Annotated in this window: 13 protein-coding genes and 1 riboswitch; of the genes, 4 read left to right on the top strand and 9 right to left on the bottom strand. The window is 51.8% G+C overall.

From position 1 onward, the window contains the following. Positions 1-39 precede the first annotated feature (39 nt). A complete protein-coding gene (locus LQV63_RS06635; protein ID WP_019423531.1) occupies positions 40-1407 on the top strand; it encodes a cytochrome ubiquinol oxidase subunit I in 1368 nt (455 codons plus the stop codon). Further along, positions 1404-2441, top strand: coding sequence for a cytochrome d ubiquinol oxidase subunit II (locus LQV63_RS06640; RefSeq protein ID WP_233696107.1), 1038 nt, complete (start codon positions 1404-1406; stop codon positions 2439-2441). The genes LQV63_RS06635 and LQV63_RS06640 overlap by 4 nt, the downstream gene beginning before the upstream one ends. A gap of 88 nt (positions 2442-2529) precedes the next feature. On the opposite strand, the gene LQV63_RS06645 is transcribed toward LQV63_RS06640, so the two are convergent. The 4 genes from LQV63_RS06645 to LQV63_RS06660 form a co-directional block, all read right to left on the bottom strand. Next, entirely contained in the window at positions 2530-3723 is a 1194-nt protein-coding gene (locus LQV63_RS06645) for a transglutaminase domain-containing protein (RefSeq protein ID WP_233696108.1), read from the bottom strand. A 293-nt stretch (positions 3724-4016) separates the two neighbouring features. Further along, positions 4017-4919 carry an alpha/beta hydrolase gene (locus tag LQV63_RS06650; protein ID WP_233696212.1) on the bottom strand — a complete coding sequence of 301 codons (903 nt, stop codon included), beginning with the start codon at positions 4917-4919 and terminating at the stop codon, positions 4017-4019. Between the two features lie 128 nt (positions 4920-5047). Further along, positions 5048-5752, bottom strand: a complete 705-nt coding sequence (locus tag LQV63_RS06655; protein WP_233696109.1) for a bifunctional 4-hydroxy-2-oxoglutarate aldolase/2-dehydro-3-deoxy-phosphogluconate aldolase — start codon at positions 5750-5752, stop codon at positions 5048-5050. Between the two features lie 46 nt (positions 5753-5798). After that, complete coding sequence (locus LQV63_RS06660) at positions 5799-6785, bottom strand: ROK family protein (protein ID WP_233696110.1); 987 nt, start codon at positions 6783-6785, stop codon at positions 5799-5801. A 491-nt stretch (positions 6786-7276) separates the two neighbouring features. Here LQV63_RS06660 and LQV63_RS06665 point away from each other — a divergent pair, with 491 nt between their 5' ends. Beyond that, positions 7277-7486 (top strand): hypothetical protein, encoded by a 210-nt coding sequence (locus LQV63_RS06665; protein ID WP_019423525.1) that lies wholly within the window; start codon positions 7277-7279, stop codon positions 7484-7486. An 87-nt stretch (positions 7487-7573) separates the two neighbouring features. Here LQV63_RS06665 and LQV63_RS06670 read toward each other — a convergent pair whose 3' ends face one another. Then, positions 7574-8128 (bottom strand): GNAT family N-acetyltransferase, encoded by a 555-nt coding sequence (locus LQV63_RS06670; protein ID WP_019423524.1) that lies wholly within the window; start codon positions 8126-8128, stop codon positions 7574-7576. A 250-nt stretch (positions 8129-8378) separates the two neighbouring features. Continuing rightward, a riboswitch (M-box (ykoK) riboswitch) is annotated at positions 8379-8554 on the top strand. Positions 8555-8778: 224 nt separating this feature from the next. On the opposite strand from LQV63_RS06670, the gene mgtE reads away from it, so the two are divergent. Further along, a complete protein-coding gene (mgtE, locus tag LQV63_RS06675) occupies positions 8779-9771 on the top strand; it encodes a magnesium transporter (protein ID WP_233696111.1) in 993 nt (330 codons plus the stop codon). Positions 9772-9879: 108 nt separating this feature from the next. Here the strand turns inward: mgtE and LQV63_RS06680 are convergent, their stop codons facing one another. The 4 genes from LQV63_RS06680 to LQV63_RS06695 form a co-directional block, all read right to left on the bottom strand. Further along, positions 9880-10578, bottom strand: a complete 699-nt coding sequence (locus tag LQV63_RS06680; RefSeq protein WP_233696112.1) for a YkyA family protein — start codon at positions 10576-10578, stop codon at positions 9880-9882. 24 nt (positions 10579-10602) lie between these two features. Continuing rightward, the gene (locus LQV63_RS06685) at positions 10603-11454 is read right to left on the bottom strand and encodes a polysaccharide deacetylase family protein (RefSeq protein WP_233696113.1); all 852 of its coding nucleotides are present in this window, start codon (positions 11452-11454) and stop codon (positions 10603-10605) included. Between the two features lie 358 nt (positions 11455-11812). Then, a complete protein-coding gene (locus LQV63_RS06690) occupies positions 11813-12826 on the bottom strand; it encodes a D-2-hydroxyacid dehydrogenase (RefSeq protein WP_233696114.1) in 1014 nt (337 codons plus the stop codon). Between the two features lie 60 nt (positions 12827-12886). Next, positions 12887-15028, bottom strand: a complete 2142-nt coding sequence (locus LQV63_RS06695) for a DNA topoisomerase III (protein WP_233696115.1) — start codon at positions 15026-15028, stop codon at positions 12887-12889. Positions 15029-15087: the final 59 nt, after the last annotated feature.

Below are 15087 nucleotides of genomic sequence, written 5' to 3' on the forward strand. Positions count from 1 at the left end.
TCCGAGCCGAACCCTATCCCGAAGCAAAGAGGTGGATGTATGGATCCCGTAACAATGGCCCGTGCCTTATTCGGCACCTCCATGGCCTTTCATATTTTATTTGCCACATTAGGGGTAGGACTGCCCCTTATGATTGTGTTCGCCGAAATTATGTACTGGCGCAAGAAAGACCGGGACTATGCCGTGCTCGCACGGCGCTGGACGAAAGCGCTCGGTATTCTGCTCGGCGTCGCGATTCCATCCGGCACGATCGTAGGCGTCATGCTCGCCCTCTTGTGGCCCGGATTTATGGAAATCGTAGGACAAGTGATCGCCGTCCCGTTTCAAGTCGAAATCTGGGCTTTCTTCTTCGAGGCGCTGTTCATGGCCATTTACTTGTATGCCGCCGATCGCCTGTCTTCCGGCATGCGCATCTTAAGCGTGTTCTTCGTCATGGTAGGTGCCAGCGCCTCGGCAGTGCTTATTACCGATGCCCAAGCGTGGATGAACACGCCGACCGGCTTCAAGCTCGTGGACGGCCAGATTACCGATGTCGACCCTTGGGCCGCCGTCTTCAATCCGTCCTTCTTCACGTCTGCCCAGCATGTGTTGACAACCGGCTACATGACCGGAGCGTTCTTCATCGTCACTTCAGCCGCCGTTATGCTGCTCAAACATCGGCAAGACGAGCGCGAAGCGGCCTATCACCGCAAAGGCCTAATGCTCGGGCTCGTCATCGGCTTAGTCATGTCGCTCATAACAGCCATGAATGGGCATGCGACCGCCCAATCCCTGCATAAGCACAACCCGGAGAAGCTTGCGGCAGCGGAGGGGCTGTTTCAGACGACGACACATGCTCCGCTCGTCATTGGAGGAATTCCCGATCCCGAGACGCAGACCATTAAGTATGGCATCGAAATTCCCGGCATGCTCAGCTTCCTTGCCGCGAATTCGTTCGATACTGAAGTGAAAGGATTGAACGAGATTCCAAGGGAAGACTGGCCGCCGCTGTTCGTCCACACCTTGTTCAATCTTATGGTGCTCATCGGATTCGGATTGCTTGGCCTCTCGTTCGCAGTCGTCATGTGGCGCGCCTTCACCCGCAAATCACCGCGGCCGTTCCCGCGCTGGTTGATGCACCTCTTCGTGTGGACTGGCCCCTTGTCTATGCTGGGCATCGAAATCGGCTGGATTTTCAGCTGCTCAGCAAGGCAGCCATGGACAATCTACCGCGTGCAGCGCACGACGGATGCTGCCCTGAAGAGCGACAGCATGGGCACGTTGTTCTTGCTATTCGTCACCATCTATGTCGTGCTCTTAATTATGACTTCGCTGGTCATGCGCCATTACTTCAAGCGTCATCCCGTCTCCGCCGATTTGATCGAGCATGCGGAAGATGCGAATGACACTAAGGGGGCATTCTCATGAGCGACGCCACGATTGCGATTACGGTACTGTGGATCTTCCTGTTTATTTATTCGCTCCTCGGTTCGGTTGATTTCGGAGCGGGATTCTGGGCAATGATCTTCGGGCGGAGGAGTGCAGATGGAGACACAAAAGCCGCGGGCTTGGCGAATCGCTTCCTATCCCCATCGTGGAAAATTACGAATACGTTTCTAGTGCTGTTCGTCGTCGCGCTGGTCGGATTCTTCCCGCGGGCGACGTTCTCGCTAGCCTCGCTGCTCTTGGTTCCCGTCTGCCTGGTGCTCATCTTGCTTACGCTTCGCAGCGCCTTCATGGTATTCAGCTACTCCGTGCATTCCTATGATCGTGCGCTGCGCATCATTTCCGGCATCACGGGGCTGTTGATTCCCGGCCTACTCGTTGCGGTGCTGGCGGTGACTTTGGGCGGGATCGTAACGGAAGCGCCAGACGGCACGCTAGCGCTGAATTACGGCAAGCTGCTGACCAGTCCGACGCTGTATGCGCATTTGGCATTCGGCTACGCCACGGAACTGTTCTTCTCTGCGCTGTTCCTAGCCGACTATGCCCGGGAAGCCCGGGACATGACTACCTATAGAACATACCGCCGCTTAGCCGTCATTTTTGGGCCGCTCAGCCTTATCGCAGCGCTTGGCGTCACGTTCACGATGCTGCCTGAGGCTTCATGGATAATCGCCCGCTTCCGGGAGCAGTGGCTGTGGTTCCTGCTGTCGGCCGCCGCCTTCGGCATCGGATATGGCTGCTTGTTCATCAAGCGCAGGGGTGGCTTCATCGGCAGCACGCGCTTGGCCGTTATTTTCGTCGCCGTGCAGTATGCATTAGCGAGCTTCGCCTACGGCAGGGCGCACTTGCCCTATATCATCTACCCGCAGCTTACGCTGGAGGCTGGCTTCACGAACCCCGCCATCTTCCGTTCACTGCTTATCGGATACATTGTGAGCACCATCCTGCTTATCCCGGTGTTCATCCTGTTCTGGAGGCTGTTCCTGAAGGACCGGCGCTACCTTGAACAGGAATGAGATGTGATAATCGCCAGACACAACAGCAACAGGCCTTGTCCCACGCATCTGCGTAATGGGCAAGGCCTGTCCATTGCTATAAGATAAGTTATTCCGGCATTTGAATCTCCACAATCAGGTCGTCACTGTCTTGTAAGGAGGACACGCGATACTCTAGCGGAGCGGACAGACCAGCCGCATCCAGCATATCATGCAGATCGGAGCGAAGCTGCAGTTCGCTCCCCGTATACCGGATTTGGAAGCGGTCGCGTCCAGATTGTCTAGCCGCCAGGAAGCGATCCGTCAAATCCGCCACATCCCGTATCGCTCTGTCCGGCAGGAGCACGTCTGCGCTCCATACCTTTTCCAGCTGAACTGCCAATTGCTTCAATCCCTCGTCATCGCTCTGATGCATCTGCAGCAAAGCTTGTTCATACGGCTCAACCACCTGCGGAATATTGTCCGATTTCCACGAATGATCCATACGCATTTCCGCATCAGTACGCAAATAATACGTGTACCTGACTTGTGCGCCCCGGTCAGGCAACGGATCATCCCACGTTGCATCGATGTGATACCACTTGCCATCCAACTGAACCATATTCCACGCGTGGAGCATGCCGCCCGCTTCTCCTTCGACTATGATGCTCGGAATATCGGCTTCTTCGAACATCGCCTGCATGAGCAGCGCATAGCCTTGACATACCGTCTTCCCTTCGGTCAGCGCCTCGTAGGCGGTGAATTTCGTCATTGCCTCGTCATAGGCTACATTGCTCACAATATAATCGTGAATCGCTTTCACTTTTACGTGTGGAGAGTCGTTACTGTTCGTGATGTTAGCCACGATCTCTTTCGCCTGATTTCGCACATATAACGATTGCGTATACGTCTCACGGTAATCGACATACACAGTGACATTGGCGTAATCGCTGCCGCCCTTCCATTTGAATGAATATTTGCTGACATTGTAGCGTATGAACGGATCGGAATAGAGCGCTTCCGACAACGCTTTACTGACCTGGTCCGTCAGTGTATCCGTACTTCCATCATATCGGAAGGAAGACATCGTTTCGCGTAAGGTGAATCGTTCACTGAGCCAATCGCGCATCTCTTGGTTTTCATGCAACGTCACTTGAGAGGATTGAGCTTCGACGGTAGGCCATATAGCAAAGCCTGTAATAATTCCTACGGTAATACCGCCAAAAAACAATACGCGAAACATGGATAACCAAGAGCGTTTGCGCTTCAACTCGCCTATTTCTTGGGGGTACCTTATGCCGTTCTGAGCCTTAAAATCGAACAACCGCATCACCACCTTCGCTTCGACGGTGTTGTCCCGCCTATGCTGGTACGAATCGTAACATAGGCAATTTGCAGATGCTGTCTAGTTATGGAGTGGATATAATCGAGGATGTTTCGTTCCGTTTCTATCACGATCGACAAGCTGTGGCAGCAAGAGAGCATTTCTCAGAAGATGGATGGCCCTTGTGTACCCGTTATCGAGTAGAGAAAAAGACGACTGATAGCGAATGCATGCGACATTTGCCTAAAAAAAAGCACAAGAGGAAGAAAATAAAATTCTTCGTCTTGCGCCTATTATGAAGAGTTGCGATTCAAATGCTGCCGCAAAAATGGCATCACTTCCGTCCAGAACGCAGGGTCTCTGTCCGAACTGCTATGGCCGTCTGTATCCACAAACAGATGCGGCTGATGATAAGACAACCGCTGCAGCACATTTTCCAAATCGCTGGCAGGAATATAGCCGTCGTTGCGGGAATGGACCAGCAGCAGCGGTACTCTTCCCTCTGTGCGCGCATAATTGCCGGACAAGCTTTTCGCCAGATCCAGACCGTCGTAGACGGCAGTTGGAATCTGGGAACGATACAGCCAAATACGCGGTATGACCGTTGCAAGCGGAAACGTGGGCAGCTTATGCCGCTTCAGCTCTGCCGCAACCATCGTTAACGGACGGGAAGGCATTGAATCGGTAACGACAGCCTGGACGGCCAGCCCTTCATCCAACGCCAAGACAGCGCCGAAGCCGCCCAATGAATGTCCAATCACTCCGATGCGCTCGCCGTCCACATCCGGACGCTTCCGCACGTAGCGCACCGCAGCCAGCAAATCGTCCCGGAACAATAATGCGGATGGCGCCTTCACCGATCCGCTCTCTCCGTGACTGGTTACATCATACATGAGCACATTAAAGCCCGCATCTGTGAGCGGATAAGCATAACGAAGCACACGCGCACGATTGGAGCCCCAACCATGTGCAACAATGATAACCGGGGCCTTTTTGACTGGCGTATTCCCTTTTCCCCAGATGAACCAGCCTTGAAGCGTAGCGCAGCCTTCAAACGTTACCCGATCAAAGGGACGCTCGGGCTCGGTGCTCACCGGAATTTGCCGTGGGGACTGACTCTTTACCGCCAACGCCCAAGCTCCACCCGCTGCGCTGCTGACGAGAGCCAGGGCACCCACACCATATGTCCAAAGCATAGCCACTAATATCGCCTCTCTTTTATGATTGCCTCACGTTCATTGTCTATCTATTATACTTCACTCGCAGCAGCGTTATCCGAAGCTCCCAGGCGCAAAATTTCTATGGTCAGATAAACGTATAGCAATTACCCGTTCTCCAGCGCTTTTTCCTGCACGGTTAGAACAAAGCGTTGGGCGTGCTGCGCCAGCTGCTCGAACTGTCCTTCTTGAATATAGTCGGTACGCACCAGCTTGGAGCCCAGGCCGAAGGCAGAAGCACCCGCCTTCAAGTAATCCGCAACGTTGTTCATGTCCACTCCGCCCGTGGCAATGATAGGAATGTGCTGCAGCGGACCGCGGATTTCCCGAATATAATCCGGACCAAGCGTTCCGATCGGGAACAGCTTGATCGCCTTCGCCCCAGCTTTCCAGGCACGAACGATTTCCGTCGGTGTAAGCACACCAGGCCACACATCCACACCGCGCTCAGCCGCAAAGGAGATGACCTCCTCGTCCAAATTCGGAGAAATGAAAAACTGTGCTCCGCATGCGAACGCCTCTCGGGCTTCATCAAGATCCGTTACTGTTCCCGCGCCGATATATGCCCTACCGTCGAACCGTTCCCGCCAGCGGTGGATGATCTTCGCAGCGCCTTCCGTATTCATGGTCACTTCCATGAAGCGGACGCCGCCTGTCACCAGCGCCTCACCGGCAAGATCGGCCGCCTCTCCGGTAAAGCCGCGAAAAATAGCTATGATGCGTGTCTGCAGCATCTGCTCCGTTATGGAGATACCGGCTGCCGTTATCGAGTTATCGATTTTCATCGTTGCTTTATCGGCTTCCGTCATCATCTGCCATTCCCCCTTTCTTGTTCTCCGGACGTATTCAACAGCTCGCTTACATTGCGCCTCCGGCAGCTGCATGACGCAACTTTTCCGCCCGATTCTTCGCAAAAGCCGCGCTGCCGATCACTCCGCCATCATCAATCAACTCCCCTGGACGGATCGTCAACCGCTCCAAATAACCGTAATAGACCGAGCGCTGCAGCGTATCGCGCACCGATGTGAACAGTCGTTCTCCAGCCAGTGCCCCGCCGCCTCCGATGACGATAACGTCCGGACTGAGGAGCGAGATGGAGTACGCCAAACCTTTGCCAAGCACTTGGCCAGTATAGGTCAAAATGTCGACAGCGAGCGCATCGCCTTCGTCATAAGCTTGCGAGACATGAGCGGCGCTCAGTTCCCCGCGCTCGTATGACTCACGCAGAATGCTGTCTCGGCCCGCTTCCAGCGCTTGCTTCGCTTGGCGCACGATGCCCGTGGCGGAGACGACCGACTCCAAGCAGCCCGTAAGTCCACAGCCGCATGGTGTCGTTTCGCCGTCAATCGCTACATGTCCCAATTCGCCCGCCATGAAACCGCTGCCGTAATACAATTCACCGTTCACCACGGTAGCAGCTGCCAGCCCCGTTCCGATGGTCACACCGTGCACGACACCCGCTCCACGTCCTGCTCCGCTCATCGCTTCGCCATATACATACATGCGCACATCATTATCTATAAAAACAGGTACGCCAACCTTGACACTCAACCGTCCGGCAACGTCCACGTCATGCCACTTCAAATTGGATGCAAAGATGCTGACACCGCGCTCCGGATCAATAAATCCCGGAATGCCGGCTCCGACAGCAAGCAAGTGGCTGCGATCCAGCCCCGTTTTCGCGAACAGCTCATCAATCATATCGGCCATCTTATCCAAAACGTGATCAACGCCGAGGGCTGCTTCCGTCGGCCGCTTCACCTTATCCACCATCTCGTAACGCTCGTTCACGAGGCCGCACACGATGTTCGTTCCACCTAGATCGATTCCTATCATATATTGCATGACTTCTCCACCTTGCCTTCCTTATAGCTGTGATTTATCCGTATTATATCACGGAGCAGTCAACTTTTTGATTGAAAAAATCATAATCCAATTGTTGTGAATATACAACGTATTCATCGTACATTCGAGCTTTTCTGGATGTCAATGACTGCTTCTCACTTCAAGCGTTCGCCATAATTTCGCCTTAAATTTGCCTCAAACTTGGAAACAATATTAAAGACGAACTTGGTACAAATCGCTATAATAGTACTGTGATGTATGTCACACGCGCCACGCGCGATAAATCACAGCCAATTACAGCAGCAGAGCAGCCAGCCAGTTCTAAGCTGCCGTGAATCATTGTGCAGACTTAAATGCTCTCGATTCCCTACAGTATATTAGGTACTTTGCTTCCGGAGCGAGTCTGCTAACGCGGCTTGCCGGTCAACCGTTATTCAAGAGACCCCGGTTCAAGTATTATTTTAATTCGGATTGTAAGAGGTGAATGACCCATGACGTATGTAGACATTAGCAATATAAGCCCGCAATTGTTCGTAACGGTGCTTTTTTTCCTGCTTATCGTATGCCCGCTTCTCAGTCTCGGTGTAGTTCGTTTCTTCCAACAGCGTGTGAAGGCCGGAATTACTTATATCGCTTCCGCGGTCGTATCTTACGTCGTCTTTCTCATCGTTGCGGACTTTGTGGCCAAGACCTGGAGCTGACTCTTTCTTCGAAGGAGTCGGCTTTTTTTCTCGTGCCTCAAGAGGCTCCCGGTCCCGTATTCCTGACATTCCATCTTCACAATGCACCTACACGTCCGCTTCCCGTCTCATGACGAAATAACGAAACAATGCGTCTTCAAAGCGGTATTCTGTCAACCCTACTGTCGCGAAGCCGAATGACTCGTAAAAATGAACCGCCTTCGCATTGCTTTCCAGTACAGCAAGCCAGACGGCAGAAGGGACAGCTTGTTCCATTCGTGCCAGGCAGACGTTCATAAGCTCACGCCCGATACCGTGACGCTGGAAATCAGCTTGCACATAAATTTTTTGCAGTTGCATCGGATGCGGCGTATCGACGGATTCATGGCCTGAACCGTCCTTCAGCTTCATGTAGCCGGCAGGCTTCCCATCCCAATAGGCCACATAGAAGTGATTGTGCGGCTTCTGCAAGCTCACAGCCAGCTTCCCCGGGGCGAACGTCGCTTCCACATATTTTGCGAGCGTATCAGGTTGGAACAGTTCCCCGAACGTTTCTCGAAACGTCGCTGCTCCGATCTCCGCCAGCAATTCGGCGCATTCCTCACCCACATGTACAATCTCGATCACGTTATCACATTGATTTTCCGTCTTCAGTCGATCCATATAATTCTCCCTTTCTCTATAAAGCATAATGTTGATATTTGCGTAATGCGAACTAATGTTCTATTATGTAAACATTACTCCCTATTCTGTGAAGTTGCAACTATGAATTTTGCAACGAATATCTGTTTGCATAAGATTAAAATACTGTATTCGGACAAGCACCCGCGTGTACCCAAAAAAATGAATGTGCCGAAATCATTGACTTATTGTTAAAAGGTGCTATAACTATATAGAGTCATGAACATAATTTCATATTCCTCGTTAGGTGAGGCTCCTATGTGGAGATATGCTGCTGCCCAAAAATGTCGAGAGACGCCAATGGGTCAACAGAAACCATCGACTTAAGGTGGTTTTTAACGTAGCTGGATGTCGCGTGCGTCATTCCTATGCCACATAGTGCTAAAACTCAACGAATAGAGGGCAATGGCACTTGTATTTGCTATATTTTTTAGCATGTAAATTTGCTGCGTATACCAAACATCCTCTTCGTTGCGGATGTTTTTTTCTATTTCAGGAGGTGATGAGAGATGGATGGTTCCCCCAGTCCCGAACCGCATAGCAAGCACAACAGCACATTCATAATTATATTTGGAGAACGTCCGTCTCTTATCATCTAACGAAGAGATGGACCATGAAGGAGGTCCATTACTATGGTATTAGCACCTGTTGTCATTGGAAATTACAAAGAGGATTCGGCTGGCAAGCTGATGAAAACTCAGTTCCTTGCCATTCATGAAACATTTACGGTTGAAGAAGCCATTGCTTATTACCGCAAGCATGGAAAAAACATGACGAATATTTATTATATTTATATTACGGACCACAAAGGATTGTTGAAAGGCGTCATCTCCGTAAGAGAATTATTAACTGCCGAAGATCATACTCGTGTTCAGGATATTATGATTAAGCAAGTGGTGTCGGTTACAGCCGACGTCGATCAGGAAGCGGTCGCTAAAATATTTGAGGAAAAAGATCTGGTGTCGATTCCAGTGCTGCACCAGTCGCAGCTGGTCGGCCTCATCGATGTCGATGATATTCTAGATGTCGTGCGGAAGGAAGCGACGGAAGATTTTCATAAGATGGCGCCAGTTACGTCCTTTGCGCAAAACTTGAAAACAGCAAGTATTTACACACTCTACAAAAAACGCATCCCTTGGCTCATTATTCTCGTCTTCATGAATATATTCTCAGGAGCGGGTATCGCCTCTTTTGAAGATTTAATTGCCACGAACGTGGCCCTGGTCTTCTTCCTGCCTCTGCTCATAGACAGTGGCGGTAATGCGGGTTCTCAAGCATCCACGCTCATGATCCGGTCCATGGCTGTGGGGGACATTAAGCTAAGAGATTGGTTCAAGCTGTTCACGAAGGAAGTATCGATCGCGTTCTTCCTCGGCATCACGATGGCGTTGGCCGTTGCAAGCATCGGGTGGTTCCGCGGCGGAATCGATATTGCCGTTATCGTTGCGCTAACGATGGCAGTTATTGTTATGGTCGGCAGCTTAATCGGGATGTCGCTCCCGTTCATTTTCAGCAAATTGAAGCTTGATCCTGCAACAGCGAGCGCACCGCTCATTACGTCCATTGCCGATATTTGCGGCGTCTTGATTTACTTTTCCATCGCATCTGCGTACTTAAATCTGTAAAGAGCAAGGTTGCGTTAACCCGCTTGCCGTTGGACTGCATACCTACATTTTCCCAATAAAAAAAGAGGGCGCTTGGGCCCTCTTTTACTCTATCTTGATTCTGTTATACTATCCTTCTTGCTGCTCTGCGTTATCGTCCTGATTGCCTTCCGTCTTGGTCACCTGGAGGCCAGCTCCCTTATAAAAATCGGACTTCAACGTGTTAAATTGGGTCGTATAGTCATTGAACTGTGTCTTTAATTCCTCCACTTGCCGGTATACTTCATTCCGTTCGGAAATCCCTGTCGTAATCGACTTCAGCTTCGTATTTTGCGACTTCAATTCGTCATAGATGAATTGCTCGCGTTCCAGCCATTGACCATACTTCTCATGCAATGCCTTGAACGTGTCATATCGCTTCACATAAGCGGTGTATGCCTGTTCCGCCTGCTTCTTCAACTCTTCATCCTTCAGCTTAGCGATGGCCTTATCCAATTCTCCCATCTGGCTGCGCGCATCATCAAGGTGAACCTTCACTTGCTCAATCGCCTGTTTGCGTTCTTCCAACGCTTTGTTCGTATTATCAATCAACGTTTGCACGTTGCGATTGTCTGTTTTCCCTTGATCTAAAATATTGATATATTGCTTCTCGTCCTTATCTTCCAACGTCTTCAACGTTTCCAAGGCGGCCGTAACGTTCACTTCTGCCGAAGAAGCCTTCTCGAACGCTTCGAATATCTTCGTCGTCGGCGCAGCGCCGCATCCGGTCAATCCTACTACTACAGACAACAATGCCGCGATAGCGGTAAATTTCTTCCAGCTTGCCAATCTCTTAACCTCCCAGTCCGGATGCTATAATCGCTTATCGTGATGGAAATTGCATACGAAATGCGCATTCGGGTCATACACTTCAAATTCATAGCCCTTGCTCTGAATATATTCAATAATGGAAGGCAAAGCTTCCAATGTCTGCTGACGATCGTGAAGAAGAATAACTTCCACATCTGCCGTTAACGTTCCTTTGATCTGCTCGAGAATCCGGTTCGGCTGTCCGATAAACTTCCAGTCAAGCGAATCGAGCGTCCAATCCCACATCTTAAAGCCCGCATCCGCAATATCCTTGCGGAACGACTCGCCGATTTGCGGCGCGCTGCCGTATGGTGCCCGAATTAGCGTCGGCTTGAATCCGGTCAGATTCTCCACGATACCCTGCGCTTCCTGGAACTCCTTGATGAAATTCCCTGAACCGCCGCTTTTATAGAGCTTGTTGAAGTCGTGCGTCATGCTATGTAGCCCAGGATAATGGCCCTCTTCTACCATTCGCTTGACGGCATCCGGATAAGTGTTCATATTATCGCCCAACATGAAATAAGTCGCTTTAATATCGTGTTGCTTCAATAAGTCCATCATATCGTTAGAGTATTTACTCGGTCCGTCATCGAACGTCAAATAGGCAACTTTGCGAGTCATGCCATTAAACTCTTTCGGTATCTCTTTCTCTTTCGCCGCCGAGGCGAACGTGGCTACTTCCGTCACGATCAGATCGCTGCCAGAGGCCGATACCGTGCCTAGCAAGCTCTTCCCTGCGGCATATATGCCTATGCCGATTGCCACAAATAACAAAAACAGAATCGTACGTCCTATAAATTTCTTACGACTTCTCCGGCGACGTTTGCCGACCGTCACCCTTCCTCTATCCACCATTCTACATATCCACTTCCTTCTAGCGACTTCGTTCGACATTACTATAATATAAATCTACCATTTTGGCATTACAGAAACGTTACAAGATAAGAAGTTTTGTCAAAAATTTAGATACAATGTTGTTACCATTTTAGGGAGCGGCTGTAATGGCGCTTACAAATGAGAAAAATGACCTTTGTTCGCTCTAACTGCATTTGTGCACTGTTTCTGCCTTCTTCCGATATATGGCCGTTGAGCTGTAAAAATGCATACACTTTACTTACAAAAACGGCAAAAAAACCGACGCTGATTAAAAACCAGCGTCGGCTCTAACATCCGCACCACGGGGTGTGGATGACTTCATGATGGATGTATAGTCTTACTGTCTGCTGTCCGTGTGGCGAGAGACGACGTGCTGCGGCATGCCGTTCAAATAAGCCGCAATATTGCCAGAAGCAATATCCAGCAAGCGGCGTCTCGCTGCTTGGGACGCCCATGCCATATGGGGCGTAATGATAATCCGCTCTTGCTTAGCAATGAGCGGGTGATGCTCCTGCGGCGGTTCCTCGGACAGCACGTCGAGCAGGGCGCCCTCAATTACATATTGCTCGACTGCTTCGGCTAACTCAGCTTCATTAACGAGCGCGCCCCGCGCGGTATTTATCAGAACTGCCGTCGACTTCATCCGATTCAAGAACGTCTTGTTCACCATACCCTTCGTCTCATCATTTAACGGACAATGAAGAGAGACCACATCGGACTGTGCCAGCAGTTCGTCCTGCGTCACAACTTGAACATGCGGAACGTTCAGCGCATTTCGCTGGCTGCGGGAGGTAATCAGCACCCGCATGCCGAACGCATGCGCCAATTGCGCTACCTTCTGTCCGATGCGGCCATACCCGATAATGCCGAAGGTCTTCCCCGCCAGTTCCGTCTGCGGAGTCAGCCAGAAGCTGAAATCTGGTTGTCGGGACCATGCACCCCGTTTTACGGCCTGATCATGAGCTTCTACTCGGTGGCACCATGACAGCAGCATGGCAAATACGTATTGGGCAACGGTATCCGTTCCGTATGAAGGCACGTTCGTAACGGTAATGCCCTGTTGAATTGCTGCTTCCACATCGACGACATCATAGCCTGTCGCCAGCACTCCGATGTAACGCAATTGCGGCAGCTGCCGCAACGTCTCGCCCGTCAAAGGCGTCTTATTGGTGAGTATGATAGACGCTTCTCCTACACGACTTACGATATGTTCCGGCTCTGTCCGTTCATATGTGCTCAATTCCACAATCGAAAGCGGCAGGTTCGCCGCCTCCGCTACAGCGGAACGCACCACTTCCCAGTTCAAGTCGCCCGGGTTAAGCGCGTATCCATCCAATATGACGATGTTCATCCGTAAGCATCTCCCTTGGACCTTCTCTACATAATCGCGCTTGCTGAGATGTTGCCGGTCTTAGTCGTCCTGCTTCGACAGCGCCGCCTTCAGCAGCTCGCCCAAGTTGTTGCCTATCGGCTCTTGCTTCTCGTATTGCTTGACTAACTGCCGTTCTTCCCGCTTGCGGACCTTGCCTCCGCCTTCCTCCAGCTTCTCCGTAATGTTGCACGGCAGACACTGGACGAATTTCCCCGCCTTGCCGATCTTGAATTCCATCTTCTTATGGCACTGCGGGCAGCGGCGATTGGATAGATTCTTCTCCTCGGAGCGTTTGTATTCGCATGATTTGCTCGAGCAGATGAGCCGTGTGCCGCGCTTGCCCTTGCGTTCCATGAGGCGAGAACCGCACTCTGGACAGAAGCGATTGGTCAAATTGTGCGGCTTGTATTCGGCAGCACTCGTCTTCACTTCACTGACCAATTGCTCTGTCATCTGCCGGATATGCGTCATGAATACGGACGTGCGCGCTTCACCGCGCGCAATTCGTTCCAGTTCCCGCTCCCATTCAGCCGTCAACTCCGGTGACCGCAGCTGTTCGGATACGAGGTTAATCAGCTGTGTCCCCTTGCCGGTCGGTTGAAGCGATGAGCCCTGCCGCTCAATCGTATCCGACGAGACCAGCTTCTCGATAATATCTGCGCGTGTCGCCGGCGTGCCGAGTCCATGCTTCTCCATCTGGGTGAGCAGCGTTGCTTCCGTATATCGGGCAGGCGGCTTCGTACGGTCACGACGGGTGAAGACGCGCTTGACATTCAAGCGGTCCCCCTGGGACAAGCTTGGGAAACGCTGCTGCTCTTCCTTCCAAGAAGACCGCGCATCGCCGTCCTCCCCCTCGGAAGACGCGTCGTCCCAATCGTCCTCATATGCTTTGCGCCAGCCGGAATCCAGCATCGTCCGGCCCTTGGCATACAGACGTTCACCGCCCATTTCGACGACAATGGTCATTTGCTCATAACGTACCGGCGGGAGGAATAGCGAAATAAAGCGGCGCGCGATCAGATCGTACAGCTTCCGCTCGTCCGATGAGAGCGCCGCTAGCCGCAACGGTTCATCGGTCGGAATGATAGCATGATGATCCGTCACCTTGCTGTCATCGACGATCCGCTTCGTCACTGGCAGCTTCGAGCGCAGCAGCGGTCTGACCAGTGCTGCATAAGGACCAACCGCCATAGCATCCAACCGCTCCGGCAGCGTGCTCGTCATATCAGACGATAAATAACGGCTATCTGTGCGCGGATACGTAACGAGCTTATACTGCTCGTACAGACGCTGCAGCACGTTCGAGGTCTGCTTGGCCGAGAAGCCGTAGCGGCGGTTCGCGTCACGCTGCAGCTCGGTTAAATCATATGCGAGCGGATGCGGTTCACTCTTCGCCGCCTTCTTCAATTCGGCAACAACCGCCTGCTTGCCCTGCAAGCGGCCAACCGTGGCTTGAGCCGCTTGCTCATCAAATACGCGCGCATCGCCATTCTTGCCGCGCCAGGCCGCCTCAAAGCCGCCGAAGTCCGCGAAAATCGTATCGTAATCCTGTGATCGAAACTCGCGGATCTCCTGTTCCCGATCCATAATCATCGCCAACGACGGCGTCTGCACCCGACCAGCGGACAACGGTGTCTCGAACTTGCAGGTTAAGGCACGCGTAACGTTCAAGCCAATAAGCCAATCCGCCTCGGCACGGCAGCGGGCCGATTCGTACAGCCGATCGAACTGGCTGCCCGGCTTCAATTGACGGAAGCCCTCGCGAATCGCTTTGTCCGTCTGCGACGAAATCCACAACCGACGAAACGGCTTGTTCCATTTCACCATCTGCATAATCCAGCGCGCCAGCAGTTCCCCCTCCCGCGCCGCATCGGTAGCAATGATGAGCTCTTTCAAGTCTTGACGCTTGCTAAGATGCTGCACGGCCTTGAATTGATGCGCCGATTCGCGCAGCACCGTCAATTTCATGCGCTCCGGTACCATTGGCAGGTCCTCTAAGCGCCAAGTCTGATATTTCTTATCATAATCTTCCGGTTCGGCCAAGCCGACGAGGTGGCCGAGTGCCCAAGTGACCACATATTCCGGTCCTTCAAAATATTGCTTATGATTCGTACGGCATCCTAGCACCCGAGCAATTTCACGGGCGACGGACGGTTTTTCCGCAAGAACGAGTGATTTCATAGCTCCAATCCTTCCATTCTCTTTGGTTTTTCTTATTATACCATGCTGAACAAATGAGA

The sequence above is a fragment of the Paenibacillus profundus genome, assembly GCF_021369635.1.
GTDB lineage: Bacteria > Bacillota > Bacilli > Paenibacillales > Paenibacillaceae > Paenibacillus_B > Paenibacillus_B profundus.